The 18,389-nt window shown below is 41.5% G+C and carries 17 protein-coding genes; 7 read left to right on the top strand and 10 right to left on the bottom strand.

The window, feature by feature from the left end:
* Positions 1–122 precede the first annotated feature (122 nt).
* Positions 123–620: an ImmA/IrrE family metallo-endopeptidase gene (locus IQ230_RS23950; RefSeq protein WP_228055289.1), complete on the top strand. Its 498-nt coding sequence runs from the start codon at positions 123–125 to the stop codon at positions 618–620.
* 44 nt (positions 621–664) lie between these two features.
* Positions 665–1,162 (top strand): hypothetical protein, encoded by a 498-nt coding sequence (locus tag IQ230_RS23945; RefSeq protein WP_193934727.1) that lies wholly within the window; start codon positions 665–667, stop codon positions 1,160–1,162.
* 331 nt (positions 1,163–1,493) lie between these two features.
* Here IQ230_RS23945 and IQ230_RS23940 read toward each other — a convergent pair whose 3' ends face one another.
* Complete coding sequence (locus tag IQ230_RS23940; RefSeq protein WP_193934726.1) at positions 1,494–1,868, bottom strand: c-type cytochrome; 375 nt, start codon at positions 1,866–1,868, stop codon at positions 1,494–1,496.
* A 292-nt stretch (positions 1,869–2,160) separates the two neighbouring features.
* Between IQ230_RS23940 and petG the strand changes: the two genes are divergently transcribed.
* A complete protein-coding gene (petG, locus tag IQ230_RS23935; RefSeq protein WP_015190616.1) occupies positions 2,161–2,274 on the top strand; it encodes a cytochrome b6-f complex subunit V in 114 nt (37 codons plus the stop codon).
* A 73-nt stretch (positions 2,275–2,347) separates the two neighbouring features.
* Here petG and rsmD read toward each other — a convergent pair whose 3' ends face one another.
* Together rsmD and hisH are read right to left on the bottom strand one after the other, a co-directional pair.
* Positions 2,348–2,881: a 16S rRNA (guanine(966)-N(2))-methyltransferase RsmD gene (gene rsmD / locus IQ230_RS23930; protein ID WP_193934725.1), complete on the bottom strand. Its 534-nt coding sequence runs from the start codon at positions 2,879–2,881 to the stop codon at positions 2,348–2,350.
* A gap of 43 nt (positions 2,882–2,924) precedes the next feature.
* A complete protein-coding gene (hisH, locus tag IQ230_RS23925; protein WP_193934724.1) occupies positions 2,925–3,560 on the bottom strand; it encodes an imidazole glycerol phosphate synthase subunit HisH in 636 nt (211 codons plus the stop codon).
* A 151-nt stretch (positions 3,561–3,711) separates the two neighbouring features.
* Here hisH and IQ230_RS23920 point away from each other — a divergent pair, with 151 nt between their 5' ends.
* Both IQ230_RS23920 and IQ230_RS23915 read left to right on the top strand, forming a co-directional pair.
* A complete protein-coding gene (locus tag IQ230_RS23920; protein WP_193934723.1) occupies positions 3,712–4,239 on the top strand; it encodes a pyroglutamyl-peptidase I family protein in 528 nt (175 codons plus the stop codon).
* A gap of 93 nt (positions 4,240–4,332) precedes the next feature.
* Entirely contained in the window at positions 4,333–5,697 is a 1,365-nt protein-coding gene (locus IQ230_RS23915) for a DUF3370 domain-containing protein (RefSeq protein ID WP_193934728.1), read from the top strand.
* Positions 5,698–5,704: 7 nt separating this feature from the next.
* On the opposite strand, the gene IQ230_RS23910 is transcribed toward IQ230_RS23915, so the two are convergent.
* The 6 genes from IQ230_RS23910 to IQ230_RS23885 all read right to left on the bottom strand — a co-directional run bounded on the left by IQ230_RS23910 (position 5,705) and on the right by IQ230_RS23885 (position 15,513).
* Positions 5,705–7,024 carry a hypothetical protein gene (locus IQ230_RS23910; protein WP_193934722.1) on the bottom strand — a complete coding sequence of 440 codons (1,320 nt, stop codon included), beginning with the start codon at positions 7,022–7,024 and terminating at the stop codon, positions 5,705–5,707.
* A 210-nt stretch (positions 7,025–7,234) separates the two neighbouring features.
* Positions 7,235–8,401 (bottom strand): PAS domain S-box protein, encoded by a 1,167-nt coding sequence (locus IQ230_RS23905; RefSeq protein ID WP_193934721.1) that lies wholly within the window; start codon positions 8,399–8,401, stop codon positions 7,235–7,237.
* The gene (locus IQ230_RS23900; RefSeq protein WP_193934720.1) at positions 8,398–10,827 is read right to left on the bottom strand and encodes a hybrid sensor histidine kinase/response regulator; all 2,430 of its coding nucleotides are present in this window, start codon (positions 10,825–10,827) and stop codon (positions 8,398–8,400) included. The genes IQ230_RS23905 and IQ230_RS23900 overlap by 4 nt, the downstream gene beginning before the upstream one ends.
* Positions 10,828–10,985: 158 nt before the next feature.
* Positions 10,986–12,440: an ABC transporter substrate-binding protein gene (locus IQ230_RS23895; protein ID WP_193934719.1), complete on the bottom strand. Its 1,455-nt coding sequence runs from the start codon at positions 12,438–12,440 to the stop codon at positions 10,986–10,988.
* Between the two features lie 207 nt (positions 12,441–12,647).
* Positions 12,648–14,177 carry an AAA-like domain-containing protein gene (locus tag IQ230_RS23890; protein ID WP_193934718.1) on the bottom strand — a complete coding sequence of 510 codons (1,530 nt, stop codon included), beginning with the start codon at positions 14,175–14,177 and terminating at the stop codon, positions 12,648–12,650.
* Positions 14,167–15,513: an AAA-like domain-containing protein gene (locus IQ230_RS23885; RefSeq protein WP_193934717.1), complete on the bottom strand. Its 1,347-nt coding sequence runs from the start codon at positions 15,511–15,513 to the stop codon at positions 14,167–14,169. Before IQ230_RS23885 ends, IQ230_RS23890 begins: the two co-directional genes overlap by 11 nt.
* Before the next feature lie 429 nt (positions 15,514–15,942).
* On the opposite strand from IQ230_RS23885, the gene IQ230_RS23880 reads away from it, so the two are divergent.
* Positions 15,943–16,485 carry a calcium-binding protein gene (locus IQ230_RS23880; protein WP_193934716.1) on the top strand — a complete coding sequence of 181 codons (543 nt, stop codon included), beginning with the start codon at positions 15,943–15,945 and terminating at the stop codon, positions 16,483–16,485.
* A gap of 115 nt (positions 16,486–16,600) precedes the next feature.
* Here the strand turns inward: IQ230_RS23880 and IQ230_RS23875 are convergent, their stop codons facing one another.
* Positions 16,601–17,329, bottom strand: coding sequence for a class I SAM-dependent methyltransferase (locus IQ230_RS23875; protein ID WP_193934715.1), 729 nt, complete (start codon positions 17,327–17,329; stop codon positions 16,601–16,603).
* Between the two features lie 171 nt (positions 17,330–17,500).
* On the opposite strand from IQ230_RS23875, the gene IQ230_RS23870 reads away from it, so the two are divergent.
* A complete protein-coding gene (locus IQ230_RS23870) occupies positions 17,501–18,295 on the top strand; it encodes a hypothetical protein (protein ID WP_193934714.1) in 795 nt (264 codons plus the stop codon).
* Positions 18,296–18,389: the final 94 nt, after the last annotated feature.

Here is an 18,389-nt window from a genome sequence, read left to right as displayed (position 1 = left end):
CCCCAACTACTGCATTCAGGGTTGATCTTCTCATTGCCACTGCACTCGATTTAATTAATCCCGTGCATTTGAAAAACTGGTTTACTCACTGTTGCTACTGTGCCTCATAAAACTGCAATAGGCTGTATTTAAAATCTTCAAACGACAAGCCTGAACTTGAATGGAGAGCTAATAGTTTTGCGGGTAATTTTTTGGTTCCGAAACAAAGGCTTGAATTAGACTATTCGCTTGCCAGCAACTATGAAGCATGGGTGAGCCTGATCAGACAAATTGCTGAACGATTTCGAGTTAACTCACAAGTTGTAATCATCCGTTTAACTGAACTTGAATGGATTGCCAAAGATTTGCAGAAACAGCTATTTCAAGATAGCCGTTTAGTTATTAAGCATGATGAGAAATTTGATCCTGAAACTCCACCAAGTTTATCTTCGGGGATACGAGACAAATCCACACAAATTATACGTCAGGGTTTATCTTGGCACTTTATTAATCTTGGCACGGAGGCATACAGGCGTAGAGAGATTACTTATCACAAACTTCTAGATATGTTGTTACTTCCTTTAGAAGATGGTTATCAGCTCCTACATGAACTCCTAACTTTTTTGGAGGTAGATGGTTAGTGAAAGGAGTGGTAACTATCGACAAATGTTCAATTCTTAATTTCATGCATATTGATCGCTTTTATGTCCTTAAAGCACTTGGATATTCTGTAGTTACGACGATATATGTGCAACTAGAGTTTGAGAATTCAAAGCAAAAGTATCCTGATAGCTTTACTTATTTTAGCAACTTAGTTAGTTCCGAAGAAATTTCAAGATTCCCTTTAGAACTAGAAGATTTAGTGGAAATGTCAAATGTTCCTCAATCAAAACGTGCTAGTGATGCAGAACTATCTTGTTTTGTAGTTGCTAAGCGTATTGGCGGCAAAGTACTGACTGATGATGGGAGGGCGGTAAAATATATTCAACAATATATCCAAATGCCTCTAAGTAGTGTTACTCAGTTAGTTGAGATTTTAATAGAAGCTTATTTGGAAAATCATTTAGGCGATCATGAGCTTCGACCAATACAGAAAATACTAGCAGAACATAAATTTGTCATTAAGATTGACTTAGCCCACGAAGCAGCAAAGAGAAGATGGATGATAAGAGATTATGGTTAATTAACTTTTGTTGTAGGTAAAACTTTCTAGTAGGCTGAGGCAGCAGAACAACTTTGGTGCAGCGGACTGACCCAAGCCGCTTGTGGTGTTGCAAAGGTTATTAGCCGTGGCTGACCACGACCGCTAGAGATCCAAGTAGGCGATCGCCTGCTTTCATAGTCACGAAACTACATCACCAATTATTTGTTATTGCTTTTTATCCTGCCACTTCCTGTACTTGGACGATCTCAACTAAGAAAGCATATGCTCCTTAATATTTCCGCTCTAGTTTACGAGATGCGAGGGACATACTCAACGTAAACCAAAGTTTCTTGCTCTAATAAGTTTTCACTTAAAGTGTCTCTAAGTAACTTAACAAGTCTGCCATTTCTTTTGGACTTGGTTTGAACTGTGGCATCGGTGGTGTGTCGCCGCTAATGACTTGATGGATTAGACCAAAGCGAGACTTGCGCTTAGAAACACCTTGTAAACTAGGTCCAACGTTACCATCAGCTTGCCATCCATGACAACCAGCACAGTTCATTTGAAAAATTGCATTTCCGCGTACGGGATCTCCTGTTAATGACAAAACATTCTTAACATAAGGTTCAGAAACTTTTACCCTATGCACACCTACGACAACTAAAATTGCAACTAACAAAATCGCCAAAGCGATGAATGCAAGCCGCTGGAGCAGAATTTCTGGTTTAGCGAACTGATTAGCCAAAAGCTGATTACTTGAATTGAGAATTCACAAAAATATTTATCTCCTAACACATAGCTTAAAAGTTCTTGATAGTGTTCGCAAGCAAAGTTAGCTAAATCGGCATTTATAGTTAAGTTTTGTATAGAAGATTTACCAATAACCAGGTTTTCTCACATCAGTAATTCAGTGTATGCTGGTAAAAGTCTATTACTGTTGGCTACTGTTGAGTTATCTAACCTCATACAGCCTAAGCCACGAAGCGCGATTGCGCGTAGCGCAGCGCTTATTATGCGATTGCAACAGGAGATATTGTATGGTTGAACCACTACTCGATGGTATTGTTCTGGGCTTGATAGTAATTACTTTGGCTGGTTTATTTTTTGCTGCGTATCAGCAATACAAGCGTGGCAAGCAGTTGGGTTTATAAACTGTACCAACCATTACCTAATCGAGGTTGCTAGCCCTTCTAATGATTTTAGAAGGGCTTTTAATTTTTCGAGTTAGACTGCACGATAGAACGTAACAGCAGTATTCCCGTAGACTTTTTCGCGACAGATTTCTAGTGTAGACAGTTGCACCTTAGGCAGATTGGGATGATGTTCTACTGCAAGTTCGCCCTTCGGATGCAGCAATTGATACTGTGCGATCGCCTGCAACACTGGTAAATATAAATCACTTGCATAAGGTGGATCGAAGTAGATGCGATCAAACTGTTGTCCTGAAAGTGTTTTTAACCGCTGCACGACATCTCCGCGCAAAACTTGAAAGATTTGATCTGGTTGTGATACTCGTTGCCAATTTTCTTTAATAATTGTACAGGCACGGCTTGATTGCTCAATTCCCACCACTAAGGTTGCACCACGACATAAAGCTTCTGCACCCATTGAACCGTTACCCGCACACAGATCTAGCCACCGGCTACCTGCGATCGCACCTTGCCAAATATTAAACACTGCTTCGCGTACCCTGCCTGTTGTTGGTCGCGTGTCTCTCCCTGGTAATGTTTTGATGAGACGATTGCCGTGAATTCGCATGAGAAAGAAGCAGAAGGGCAGGGGTGCAGAGGGGAAAATATATTTATACTGGTACGACAGTGCGAACTTGACGCACGAAGTTGGAGAGGATTTGCAACCCAGCAGTTGAAGATTTTTCAGGGTGAAATTGCATTGCCATAAGATTGTCACGCGCGATCGCTGCTGTAACAGTTTGACTACCATGCGTTACTGTTGCTGCTTGAACTGTAGGATCTTGAGGATCGACATAGTAGGAATGGACAAAATAAACCCAAGGCTGCAATGATAGATTTTGCCATAGGGGACAATGAGGTTGAGTAAGTTCTAGGTGATTCCAACCCATGTGCGGAATAGTAATTCCTGGTTCGCTTTTAAAGCGTCGTACTGTACCAGAAATAATTCCTAATCCTGGTTCTACACCTTCTTCGCTGCTGTCAAATAAGACTTGCAGCCCCATACAGATGCCTAAAAACGGTTTACCACTAGTGATCGCATCTTTAATGGGTTCAACTAAGTCACGGGATCTAATATGTTGCACTGTTGGATCGAACGCACCTACGCCAGGTAGCACTAGCGCATCAGCTTTTGCTAATTCCATAGCTGAGTCAGTAATTTTCGGAGACGCCCCAGCTTTTTCTAAGCCTTTACAGACAGAGTGCAGATTACCCATGTCATAGTCTATAACTGCGATCGCTGCCATTGGGCAGACCCCCTTTGATATTATCCACTTTATTTATTCTAAGTTAAACACTTAACACCCTACAGCAGTTTGCCCTTGAATAAACCACACAATTCCCTAGTCCCTACTCCCTACCCTCACCACGATTTATCCATCTAAGAGGTACTATAATATGCCTCCTCAAATCCTCTTAACTTCATTTACAACATGGCTACCACATCAGAAATCTAATTCATCCGACGATCTCATTGCTAAAATCCATAAGCTATGTCTTACAAATAACGATTTACAACTACCTCCACTATCTGTTTTAAGGAAACTACCTGTCGAAACTCAACAAGCTAGCAATTATGTCAACAGAAAAATTACTGAAATTCAACCTACTGCAATTATTTGTTGCGGTATGGCAGAAAGTCGAACGCAATTAACTGTAGAATCTAATGCAACTTGTGGCGACATTGTTTTGCGATCGCCAATTGATTTAGAACAACTGATCGCTGAGCTTTCGGTGACGCAAATCAGTCATGATGCAGGAAAGTTTGTTTGTGAAGGACTTTATTTTGCAGTTTTGAATCACATTACAACACAGCAGTTAAACAGCCGTTGTCTTTTTGTTCACGTACCAATTTTGACAGATGAGAATATGCAAAGAGTAACAAAAGACTTTATATTAATTATTCAAAAAATGGCACTTTTATGAGTTATTTTATGTCTTATTTTGAATTAATCACAACCTAACAAAAGGGCAGAGAAAATTTTTCTGACCCTTATTCGCTGATCCTTGACTGCTGTTATGCTGCCATTGTTACCTATATTCACATTTGCTCAAGCTACACCTGCACCAACACCAACACCACCACAACAAGAAATCGTACAACCGCAACAAGTACGTCCCTTGCCAGGTTCTTTAGATAGTGTTCCTGTGTTTAATAGCAATAGCCCAGAAGTCGTCCAAACAGAAGGAATTCTACTATCGACGTTTCCTCCTACGGGAAAAGCCGCAAACGCCCACTTGAACTTTCCGTTTCAAGGACGATTTGATATTTTTGCCCATCACATTGCTAAAGCAACTTCTCCAGAGGACTTACGCACACTTTATCTAGGAGTGTTACTGCATAACCCAACTACGCAACCCGTTACAGTAGATGTCTTACAAGCAGCGAGTTATTTAAGTCAACCTGACGCACCGTTTATTGACTTACCGCCGCAAGCTGAAAATCCTTTAGGAACTATTTTTGCAGGTCCAGGCGATCGCGTAATGAATGATATTCTACGCGGACAGAGACAATCGATATTTCCTGCCAAAGTAACTATTCCGCCGCAGCAAAGCCAGATGTTGCTCAATTTACCAATCCCTGTGCAAACTTTAGAACCACCAATCAATGGGCGTTCTACTCTAATGAAACTCCGTAGCAGTGGGAGAGTTTATGCGGCAAGTTTGGCAATGTATGCTAAATCTAATCCTGATGGAAGTGAAAGAGCACCAACTTTAGCCGAATGGCAACAGTTATTAGAAACAGGAACTTTAGCCGGACCTCGCGATCGCGCTCCGACTCCTCCCGAAGCAGGTGGTAAAGTAATTTATGGTCGCGTTGCTGGAGTTGCGCAAGGTTCTCAATGGCAAGCTCAACTTTTTGATAGTCCTAGTGTGCAACATCTGAGTATTCCTCAGCGGGGTCAAGCGTTTTCTTATGGTTTAAGTACCTTAACCGCAGGAAGACAAGGGACAAATCAAGTCCAAAGCGCACCATTGCTGGTACGGTATCCTGATACTGCCTATCAAGCACACGGTAATTATGGCGTTGAATACAACCTAAGTTTGCCGTTGTACAACAATACAAATCAACCCCAGACAATTAGTGTGTCGCTACAAACACCACTGAAGGAAGACGAATTAACACAAGGTGGATTGCGGTTCTTGATTCCGCCTGCGACTCAAAACTTCTTTCGCGGTACAGTAAGACTGCGGTATAGTGACGATCGCGGTTTACCCCAGACTAAATATATCCACTTAGTACAAAAAAGAGGACAAGCAGGGGAACCACTTGTATTATTAAATATGCCGCCAGGCGATCGCCGTCTCGTACAAGTCAATTTTCTCTATCCGCCAGATGCAACGCCACCACAGGTGTTGACTATTCAGAATATGGAACAGTAGCGGAGAATTAAGATTTTTGGAAGCCCAGTGCTGCTTTCTTTTTCGTCTTTTTCGATTTTGACTTGTTGACTTCTGCGACGGCTTCTTCAAATAGGTTGTGTAAATGAACTGGAACGCTGGCGATTTCTGGTAATTCTGGTACGAGTGGTTTGTCAAATTCTTCTAGCAGTGGTTCTAAATCGCGGTCAATTTTAAATGGACGCTGGAGTACTGTTTGCAAAACTTGTTCTAGTTTTGTAGGATACTTCTGAGCTAAACGCTGCCAAATAAATGCGTTAATTTTGGGATCTTCTAGATAGTTGCGAATCAGTTTTTCTGCACCTTCGACCGTTTGCCAATCTTCAGCTTCTAGTAACGCCACGACACGATGATAGGTAGGTAAAAACATTTGTCCCCAGCGGGGATGCGATATTGCTGTTACCTGTTCGGCTTTTTTGAGTTCAGCAGGGAGATCGACCTTTGGCATCACCATTTTAGCCGTCGTTTTGTTCTCAAATAATTGAGCAACTTTGCCATCTACACCTGCTTCTGCGGCGGCGGCTTCGAGTTCCTCTTTGTCAATTCCTGCATCTTGTGCTATTTCTGCTAGTGTTTTAGATTCGTCAATACCGGCTGCTGCTAAACGCTGTTGCATTAAGACTTCTTGAAATTCAGCAATCTTTTTATTGAGTTGATAGCCTGGCATTGATACTTCGTCACTACCAAAGAAATCGATAAACTGTTGGTGGTAACGTGCGACAGATTCCCAAGCTTCGGCGAGTAAGTCAGGCGCGTCGCTGTAAAGATGATTTTTGTAGTTGTCTTTGAAGTTTCCAATTGCGACTGCTAGTTTTGGTTTACCCAATCTACCCAATGGCGTACAAGGTCCCGAAAATGTCCAATAAGTCTCTGTCACTGGTGAAATCCGTGTGAGTAAGATTTCTCCTTCTTTGTAGCGGCGAATTTCTTCGGCAAATTGAGCATTATCAGGTTTGACAATATATTTTTTAGCTGTCAGCCAGTTCATTAACTCAAATCCATCCGGCAAAATTTGAGTAATTGCGAACAAGCCCATAAAGCTACGATGCCAACTTTTCACTAACTGGCGATCGCTTTGAGATAAATCCTGACGATCTTCAATAAATAAGTCTAATGGTGTTTTGTCCCCGACTTGCCCTTCACTCAAAAAGCTATCAACAATAATATCCTGTTGCGCTTTTCCTTTATCTCGCCGCGCCTGCTTTGCTGCATAAGCTTCAAGCGTTGCTGCTAAATCGCCTTCGGCTGTCAAAACAAAATCTAGTAAGGCTTGTTTTAACTGGTGCGATCGCTCTAATGCTGCATCCACAATTTATTCTCTCAGTTCACACTTTTATAGAGTATAGGTTGTTATTCAAACAGGCTGCGAGTCTCATCTTTGAGAGAAAGCTTGGCAAATTGAATTTGCTGCTATGTAGTCATCCACCTTTGTGGACTCACCGGTAAAAGTTTTAGTGTACGAAGGTACACTTTGCTTGGGTAGCCTCGACTTCAGTCGGTGGGCATCTTGATCATTGATTTAATCAATGTCAATTACGGCAATTTCTAGATGCTTTTCGATTGCATCCATCCATGCAGAAAGTAACACATGTATTGTTACCCCATTGTGTTTATGAGTCTGTGTTTTCAAGTTACGAATTTGTCCTTGAATTTGGATATTTTCCCAAATTTGTTGTTGAGTCGTTGAATTAAAAAAGTCAGCGATCGCTTTTTGTTGAATAACTTCTGATGCACTGTATCCCAACATCTCAAGAAAACATTTATTAGCTTCTAGAATTAGACCATTTTGAATGTGGGCGCAAATAATTCCTACTGGAGCATTTTCAAAAAGATGACGAAATTTAGTTTCGCTGTGTTTAAGTGCTGCTTCTATCTGCTTACGTGCGGTAATATCGCGTATGATCGCACAGTTGTACTCTTGATTATTAAACTCCAAATAATTAGTAGTAATCTCTACGTTTAACTCTCTTCCGTCTTGGGTACGTGAAGTTGATTCAAAAGTAAAAGAGCCTTTTTGTTTAATTTCTTGCCAGTGTGACTGCCAAATCTCTGTTGGAAAATTAGGATTAACATCACGCACTGACATACTGAGTAATTGATTTTGAGAATAACCTAAAATCCGACAAGCAGCTTCATTGACATACACAAACTGCGCATCAGCATTAATAAAACAAACAGCATCCCGCGATCTATCGAGATAAAACTGTGTCAATCGTAGCGCTGCTTCTGCCTTTTCACGAGTGCGGATTTCTTGTTGTAAAAGTGTGTTTTGCTCTGTTAGTTGCTTTTGCAACCTCTGGATCGTCAAATTATTTTCTACTCGTGCAAAAACTTCTTCTTCGCTAAACGGTTTTGTGATATAATCTACTCCACCAACTGCAAAAGCTTTAACTTTATCAAATACTTCATCAAGCGCACTGATAAAAATTACTGGAACATTGCGTGTTTGTTCTTCAGCTTTGAGATGCTGGCAAACTTCATAGCCATTCATATCTGGCATCATAATATCGAGCAATATTAAATCAGGTGGCGCAGCTTGGGCAGTTTTCAGTGCTGTTTGCCCATTAATAACTCGACGAACTTCATACCCCATCTGCGTCAGCATGGCAGATAAAAGCCGTAAATTATCTGGGCGATCGTCAACAACGAGAATATTAGCTTTATGTATTTGTGTATGATTATTCATTCTAAATCGGGTTGCGTTAGCTCAATGATTTGATCAATCCGAAAGTTATTGACTAAATCTGTTAGAGCATTTGTTAATGCGGCAAGTTCATCAGGAATTTGTTCCAATAAACTAAAAATTAATGTTTCATTAGTCTGCAATGCTGCTTGATATAACTGTGCTACCCACTCAGGAGGCATTCGTGCAAGTTCATTTCTTAATAACGCAGGTTCGCGAACTAAATGTACTTCAACTTCTTCCTCGGTAGGAGTTGCGTCGTAGATGTAGCGTACTCCTAAATGTTTTGCTATTTTTTCAAAAATTTCTTCTTCGCGGAAGGGTTTACAAACAAAGTCATCACAACCAGTAGATAAAATAATTGATCTTTCCTCATCAAATGCGCTGGCAGTTAGTGCAATAATCACTGTTGCTTGACCTTTCAAATGAGCTTTAATACGTTTAGTTGCTTCATAACCATCCATCACAGGCATCCGCATATCCATCCAAATGAGATGCGGTTCCCACGCTTGCCAAAGTGCTACTCCCACTTGACCATTTTCTGCTTCACGAACCTCAAAACCAAGTGATGTTAACATTTTGACTAAAAGCTGACGATTTTCCCATTTGTCTTCGACGACTAAAATGCGATATTGAGGTTGATTTGGTGCGAGTGCGATCGCTCTTTGGTATTGTTGTCGCATCTCAACTTCAGATTGTGCGGGGCTAACTTGAATCTCAAAACTAAAAACTGTTCCTTGTCCAACGATGCTCCGAACAGCAATATCTCCGTCCATCAAGCGCACAAACTGTTGACTAATTGCTAAACCTAAACCTGTTCCTTCACGAGTTCCACCGGCTTTTGTCTGGACGAAAGGTTTAAACAATCGTGCTAGTTCGGCTGCTGCAATGCCACAACCAGTGTCTTCAACTTCAAAGCATAGGTGGTGAGGATTTGTCTGATGAGCAATGACACGTAAAATCACGCTTCCTGCTTGAGTAAATTTAACCGCATTGCCAAGGAGATTAATTAAGACTTGACGCAATTTACTCTCGTCAGCTTGTACATATTGAGGAACTTCGGGGCTGCGTTCAAAAATGAGTTGTAAGCTCTGCGATGCTGCTTTTAGTCTTAGCATCTCTTCGAGTGAGTCGAGCAATTCATACAAATCAAAACTGTTTTCATTCAATATCGTGCGCCCTGCTTCGATTTTTGCCATCGACAAAACATCGTTGATGAGCGTTAGTAAATGTTCGCCACTACGACTAATAATTTCTAAACTCTCGCGCTGTGCAGGGCTAACTGGAGAAGTGCGAGTTAGCAACTGCGCAAAACCAAGAATGGCGTTGAGCGGAGTACGAAGTTCGTGACTCATGTTAGCCAAGAATTCACTTTTGGCACGGTTTGCAGCCTCAGCTTCTTGAGCTTTTTGTTCTAATTGATGGCTGTAGTTCTCTAACTGTTCGCGAGAAATTTTTAGTTGTTGTGTTAACCAATACACACCAATCGATAGCGCCCCGACTGCGATCAGTCCTACTAACACTAGTGTTGTAGCTAATTGGCGCGCTGGGGCAAATGCTTCTTCCTGCTCCATTTCTACCAATAACGCCAGATCTTGTTCGTTGAGCCAGCGATACACGCCAATCACTGGTACTTTGGCATAATTCAGATATAATCCCGCACCACTAACACCACTCATTGCAGCATCAATACCTTGGCTACTCACTCCTTCAGGAAACTCCTGTGTGTTATTGGTGTCTTCTTTCGAGATAAATGTGTTTTGAGTTACCAAGGAACCAACTAAATAAGTTTCTCCGGTTGTTCCTAAGCCTGTGCGTTCGCGGACAATTTGATCGATGCGGTCTAAGTTTAAGTGCGCTAAGATGACGCCTTGACGAACTTTTGTGCGATCGCGAATCGGTGTTGCTAAAGTTACGGATGGCTCGTGAGTAATCGGTGAAACATAAAAAATTGGTGCAAAAGATTCTCCTGGATCAACTTGTTCAAGATAAGTCACGTTGGCAAGAATTTCGTAATTTCCTTCACGCTGTCGATCGGTAGAGAGAATGATTTGATTGCTGCGATCGAGGATAAAAATTTCGCTTAAAGCTGGCTTTGTTTGAGTTACACCAACTAGATAATCTAAAAGCGTTTTGTAAACAATTAGCTGATTCGGATTATTTTGTACGCTCAAAAGTGTTTCAAGATTTCTTTGCACTGCTGGGTACTGAGTAACAAGCAAAAAATCCTGTCGCTGATCTTCAAACCAACGTGTAATTTCTTCTTCTTTAAGTGTGGCTGCAACACTCAGGCGGTTAAATGCAGCCTGTTTTAATGCCTCTCTGGCTTGGAAAAAGGCAACGCTGCCCACAACACCAACAGCCATGAGGGACAAAAGTAAAAAGGAACCGGCAACTTTTGTCGTGAGATGCTGCTCCCAGAACTTCATAGATACGCTGCGCAAGAATTACGCACTGAACAGAATGACTAAAACGAACTACACCCCAGAGTACACTGAGGAAAGATTAATGCGTTTAGATATACATTTAGGTTGACTGTATGTTTTATTGTAGTTAGTTGGCACTTTTAAAAGCAGGAACTTTATGATTACTTCCACTCAGCAAAGATTCGCTTGATTCGCTCAATGGCTTCATCTGCTGCTTGTTCTGGAGAAACACCATCAGCAACGACTTTATGAATAGCGTCACCCCAAATATTCTCCTCTAAAACTATGCTGTAAGCAGGGTTTTGGGCAGTGTAAAACAAGCGTGTTTGTCCCTTAATTAATGGTTGGGCAGCAGTTGAGATGTGCGGATCGGCGGGATTAGTCCAGAAGGGGTCTTGCCAGACGAGTGCGTGTACTGGTAGAGTGCGTCCTCCAGTAGCTTTGAGGTAATCTCCTGATATTTCTGGTTGAATTAAATAAGTGATAAAGTCTTTAGCTAGTTCCAAGTTCTGCGATTCTGCAAAAATCACAACTTGCCGCACTAAGGTTAAGTAACGCATCGGTTTACCACTCGGCTTATTCGGATACCGCAAAGTACCCAACTTATTGCGATAGAGGTCTGGTGCTTGCCGCACAGCAGCGGGAATTGAGAGCGAGTTATTCGGCGTCATGACAACATGACGATTGAGCAGGCTGCGATTATTGTCTGGATTGAGCCAATTGATTGCTTCTGGTGGTACATAGCCTTGTCGGTAAAATTTGGTGTACCAGTTGATACATTGAATAATTCCTTGGCGGACTTGGGGATCGTCAACACGCAACTGACCTTGAGAGTCTAGAAGTTGAACATCGTAGGCTTCTAAAATTTGTTCAAACACTTCATAGGTATCTCCAGCCCGTTGTGACATTGGCAAACCGATGCCGTAAATCTTCTGTTTATGCTGAGCTAGTATAGTTTTGTGTATTTCCTGCCAAAACTCCCAAAAGCCATTCCAATCTTGGGGAATATCTTGTTCGCTGTAACCTGCTAGCTTGAGCAAATCCCGCCAGTAAAAAATCAGCGGTATTGCTTGATGAATTGGAATTGCGTAGTAACTGTGCTGTTTTTTGAGATTGTTGTAGAAATAAACATCTGCAAGTACAGTGTCAGAGTAATGATGCTTAATTGGTTCGATGATCTCGGAAACATCTGCTAACTTGCCTTCCCAAGCAAGACGGGGATTGAGCACCCGTTCAGCACTGTCATTCATTAAGATATCAGGTGGATTACCTGCTTGAATTGCCCTCTGTGCTTTGCGCGATAGTTCATCGTTATTGTAATGAGATAGCTGAACTCGGTTGCCAGTTTGCTGTTCCCAACGTTTGACAACTTGCTGAAGTGCTTCATCTTCTTCTAAGGTATAACCTTTATCCCACCAAATCTTCAATTCTGTACTTTGAGTAGAAGCTTGATTTGCCGGAGATAGCGCGATTTGATTGAGGTCAGAATTTTGCTTGCAACCAATAACGATCGCACTCAAGAGTAAGATAATCAAAACATGGCGATCGCTCAACCTCCAACGTTGCCTTTGACACTGAGACTTTGTCTTAGCATTTTGACTGAGTGTGATATGCATAACTACAAAAGCTCACCGCTAATCTGTCTTATGAAGTAGTTAAGCTTATTTCCTATATCAAGATGTCTCAACATTTGAGACGTTCGCCTACCTAATTACAACTGTAGGTTATGAACTCGTCTAGCTTTAAAATACAATCAAAATTTACAGATTAATCTAGAACTAGAACTAATTGCTATTCACTTTCACAACGATTATTAAGTTTACTTAGCAATGCTTGACATTGGTGACAAATATAATCCCTAAACTTAATGCGATCGCCAAGATCAAAGACAAAGTAGCTAAAAATAACTTTTGGAGTCGAGTGACTTTTTGCTCTTGAAGTAACCGTGCTTCTACTTCTTGAATTCGTTCTGCTTCTAGCCGTGCCTCAACTTCGCGGCGATCGCATTCTTGACTTGCAGCAAGAAATTGATAATCTAATTCACTTAAACTTTTATCTGGCAACCATGCTTGAGCTTCGAGTAAAGCTTGCCCGCGTAATAATCGTGATGTGTCGCGACGTTCTGAGGCGATCCAAGCATGCAATGCTTGCGAATAAGGGCGCAGTTGAGTTAATTGTTTTTCTACCCAAGCTCGATCGAACACCTCTTTGTATATACGGTTTTTGACCTGTAATTGTCCTTGCTGCTTGACGACTAAGCCTGATAACAGTAGTTCAATTTGTTCGCGTGAATCATCGGCAGGTACCTCAACACCTTCAAGAATTTGCTGATAGATTCTGAGTAGACTCGCATGGCGGTCGTTGTACAGTAAGCGATCGCGGATTGTTCTTAAATGCTCTGGCTCATCATTCGCTTCCCAATTTTCAATGATGTGCGATCGCACGAGCTTTTCCAAGATTAACGGTGGAAATTGATAATAAAAATTGATCAAGTGGTAATTGATAATGGGTAAATGGTAATCCAATTGATAGCGATCTGCAGCCTGATTGTTAAATTCCTGTAAGTTTATACTGCCACTGTGCCTTTCCTGTACCACGAGCTGACACAACTTTTGCGTCAGAAATGGTTGTCCGCCAGTCCAAGCTAAAATTTCTTTGAGGACAGCCATTGGATTTGCGACTTTTCCTTCCAAGCCTGCGGCTAATGGCTGAACTTCTGCAAGCTGAAAACCATGTAATTCGACTGCTTTTCCAATATTGAAGGGAGTACGGTTGCGCTCAGTAATTAAATCGGTAGGTGTTGCCACTCCAAATAATGCCCAAGTAAGACGATAATACTCTGGATTTTCTGCTCGCTGGTTATAGCAATACCGAATCAGCGCAAAAAAATCTTCAGTCGGAAAACTTAATCCTAAGACACTATCAATTTCGTCGATAAAAATAAAAATCTTGCTCTGCACTCGAACCAGTAGAATGTCTTCAATAAATTGACTCAACCTCTGCAGAGGTGATAAATCCTCGCGTTCTTGCCACCAGATTTTTAAATTAACTTCACCAAAAAGATTAAAACCTCGTAGTAATTCAACGACTATGCCTTTGTACCACTGCGCTGGCGTAATATTTTCGCTGCCGATGCGAGTCATATCAATTGAAGCACAATTGAAGCCTGCGGCTTGCAACCGATATCGAGTTCGCAACCGCAAACTTGACTTGCCCATTTGCCGCGAGTTAAATACGTAACAAAACTCACCTCTTAACAAGGCGTGATAAAGTTCAACATCAGCTTGTCGCTCTACATAAGTTGAAGCATCTGTTTTGAGACTACCACCGACTTGATATTCATCAGTGTTCATTAGCTTGACTCAATTGCTCGCGGAAATACAGTTGATATAACTTGCAACTTGGTACAGCCCGATTTCCCTCCAATTTCACTAAACCCATACTTTCTAACTTATAAGCAGCGATCGCCTCTAACGGAACAGCTTCAGGCGCTACTACCACTCGTTGCAATGCTGCTACGAGTTCAGGATGTTCTTGCAAATTTGCTAGATGACGCCGCAAATGATCGCTATAGATTCCTGACACAGTATAAGACGCTTGCAAAAGTTCTTCTAGAGATTCTTGACGTGCTAAATGATAGAGTGCTAGCCGGATCAAATAGGGATGTCCGCCCACCATTGCGAGTAAAGAAGCTAGATTTTTCCCTTCACCTTTAGCCCACTCTAATTTGTGCCTTACTGCTAAATCTTGTACCTGTGCCAAACTTAATTCAGGTAACTTAACAGGTAGACCAACGTTAAAGGGTGATTGATTGATGTCTAGCGGAATATAAGCCTCAGTTGCATGGACAACAATAAGTCGCAACTTTTGCCAAATCTCTAATTCTGCAGCATCTTCATACCAAGAACGCAATAGCGGTAGAAAATCAGCAGAAATTGCTGGGTACTCAAAAACTCGATTAACATCATCCAAAGCTAAGACAACAGGAGAATTGATTTTTGCCAGTACATAGCTTTGAAAATATAACGTACAGCTAACTTTACTACCAATGTCCTCATCCCAATACTCGTCTAATTTCGGTTCTAGATCGAGCTGTCGGCTGACGTTAGCACACAACCACCTTAAGAATTTATCCAATGAAGTAAAAACAGTGCTGTCTGCCCGCTGCAAGTTCAACTGCACAGTACGCAAACCTGCTTGTTTAGCGTGCGCTAGAATTCTATGCATTAATGAGGTTTTCCCCATTTGTTTGGGAGCTTTAATTCGGATCAAACTCCCAGGCTTACAGATCTGTGCATAGGCACGTTGTTCAATCGGAAAACGCTCGATATAGAAAGGAGAGTTGAGCGGTACTGGTCCACTAGGAAATTCTAAAACGTCGTCATTAGGAACGAGATCTTGAGTTGGAACCGCTACTCCTATTGATAAGCTGCGTTGTCGTTCCAGTGCTGCCTGAAAATTTGTTTTACTAACGGGTTCTCCTAGTGCTTGACTCAGAAACTTCCAAAATTTTGGTCCAGCATCACGAGTGAAGTAGCTGACCGAATAGCCTGCAGTATCAGCTATTTGCTCATAAGTCTGATTCTGCCAAGCCCCCATCACAATAATAGTTTCCACATCAGTTAAGTATCTGCCAAACTTGGCAAACACTGCTGCGTTAGCTACCTCCAGCGCTTGTTCAAAATTCATCGTTATACCGTATCAAACGCTGTATCTTGATGCTATCTGAGAATTGCAGAGGTCATCAGAAATACACTAATTTCCTTTAGAAGTCTTGATGTATCAGTACTCATTGCCGTTCTTTCACAATTTTCAACAGGAAACCTGAGGTTGAAGCAAGTTTGCCGAGAATTTTCTGAGAAATTGAGCAACTAAGGTTCTGAGATTTTCTGTAACGACAAATACCAAATGCTCGATTACTTTAGTAAATGAAAAGGGCGATTCCCAAGCAGCTACTAACAGGAACATAAAACACATCCTGAGCTAATTTGTGAAGCCTTGAACTTTCTACTATTTCTAGCTTTTAACTTTAGAGAACCTATATGGTTCTCAGGAAATTGTTGTGGGCAAGTAGTGAGTAAACATTGAACAAAAAATCATCCAAAAGGAGAAACGACAATGGCACTTATTGAAGGAACCTCTGGTAACGATACACGATTTGGAACGAATGGAAATGACACAATCAGGGGTTTTGGTGGTAACGACTTTCTCAATGGACTTGGCGGTAGCGATCAGATATTTGGCGGCTCTGGCAACGATGTATTATTTGGGTTTGGAGCTAGCGATGTACTCAATGGTGGCAGCGGAAACGACGATTTAGAGGGCGGATTAGGCTTTGATGTTCTTACAGGAGGCACTGGTGCCGATCGCTTTATCTTCCGGAACGGGTTTGATGGCAGTACTGACATCATTACAGATTTTGTCGTTGCCGACGATACTTTTGTGTTCGAGGATTTCGGTGTTGGTAACGGTACGCTGAACGTTGATGCATTCAGAATCGGTTCAGTTGCGGCTGATAGTAGTGATAGGTTTATCTACAATAGCTCCACTGGAGATTTATTCTTCGACGCAGACGGCATTGGTGGAATTGGTCAAGTACAAGTAGCGACACTTTCAGCTAATTTAGCGATGACGAATAATGATATCTTCCTCATTGCTTAAGACCTTCTGAGTCAAATAAGGGCTTTGAGGTCACGCTGTGACTCACCTTAACTCAGTTTGCTTTGGGCAGCTTGGGGCGATCGCATACTGGCAATGTCTATTGATGGTTATTATTTTATGCTGGTTTACGCGCAACGAACGCCGCATGAGATTTCGGCAGATTGTACTCTCCATAACTACGCATGACTTGAACTTGGAAGCCTATTTGGCGTAGTTCGCTAGCAATCTCTGTTGCTTTGTACAAACACAGATAGTGTACTTCGTCATCGCGTCTGTAGTGTTCTTCCACCTTGCGAAACGCGATAATTCGACGGGTCAATATTTCGCGTTGTTCCTCTTTTTCAACAAGTACGATCCAACCGTCTCCTTCAGTGAATCCTTTGACCTTAGTTCCCTGTTCAACCTGTCCTGGCTCTGCAATATCAAAGATAAAGATACCACCTGGTGTTAATGCGCTGTAGATACGATGGAAAAGCTGAATTAGCAGTTGGCGATCGCTGTCTGGATCAAACAAATAGTTGAGGCATTCACCAATGGACGTAACAGCATGACACGGCGGAATTTCTACTTTAAATAGTGACCCAACTTGAAAGTTCGCATTCGGCACTCTTGTGCGGGCAATATCGATCATTGATTCTGAGATATCAATTCCGAGAACGCAATAATCAGCCTTTATAAACTCTTGCGCCGATAATCCACTGCCACAACCTAAGTCTACTACTAAACCTTTGTGTATCTTATTTTGCTCTAGGATTGCCAGTATACCAGGAGCAGACTGGAGTGCATAGTCGCTAAAACCGACATCATGAATAAACGCGAGATCCTCTTTGTACCACTCACTCATATTAAAACTTTAGTTTTTGGCGAACTAAGTTGCAGATGATGCGATCGCATCGACAACTATGCCAGACAACACAGATATTGTAAAGTTGGCTTGTGCTAAGACTTTGGACGCTGACAGACAAGGTTGAGTTAGAATCAGACGATGCTTGTGGCTACAGCAAATCTCTAGAATATGACCGAAGTTCTACATTTTACTGGATTTATACGGGGAGTTAAATATAGAGCCTGCTTAACAGAAGAGTTAAAAAAGGTGTCCCTAGAAAAGTTTGATATCAACGAATCAAGTGCATATGGACTTATACAGGCAGACGATGCAGAGATAGCTTACTCAAAATGGGTTTCACCTAAGCGAACAAGGAGTTATCCATTTGCAAGAATTTACAATACTTACAATTCGTCAAAGATATTGACAGTAATACCTGTCATCAAAGATGAAGGAAAAGATGGGGATTTGGATAAGCTTCAATACTCTACAATCTCATGGATGAATTTGCTAAACACCTACATTGTTCTTGGATACTATGAGGATGCGAGAAAGAGCCAGAAGCCAGGGCAAAGTACTAAAAATAAACTTGCCTATCAAAGATTCAATAATGAATTTATTAAATCTCAGATTCGAGAGATATTAGACTATAAACAAAGTGCTTTGCATTGGAACAGAAGTTTATTTGAGGAACGGTTTGTTAGAAACTTTAGTCAATCCCTTGATGCTTATATAAATGTTTCTAATCAAACAGGTGTTTTAATACATTCTCAGGCTGGCATGGAGAAATATTTACAAGCAGTGCTTGGGGATTTCATAGAGTTTAAAAATCTTTCGCTCAAGGGATCGCGACGTGCAAGTAGACGGGAGGCAATGACATCACATGAACTTGAATATCTGATTGATGGTATGAAAGCAACTTTCTGTATTGAAAACTATTTAGGAGGGACTTACAGCCTATTGCAGTTTTATGAGGCACAGTAGCAACAGTGAGTAAACCAGTTTTTCAAATGCACGGGATTAATTAAATCGAGTGCAGTGGCAATGAGAAGATCAACCCTGAATGCAGTAGTTGGGG

This window comes from Gloeocapsopsis crepidinum LEGE 06123 (assembly GCF_015207655.1).
GTDB classification, from domain to species: Bacteria; Cyanobacteriota; Cyanobacteriia; order Cyanobacteriales; family Chroococcidiopsidaceae; genus Gloeocapsopsis; species Gloeocapsopsis crepidinum.
This window is presented reverse-complemented; position numbering and strand designations above follow the sequence as displayed.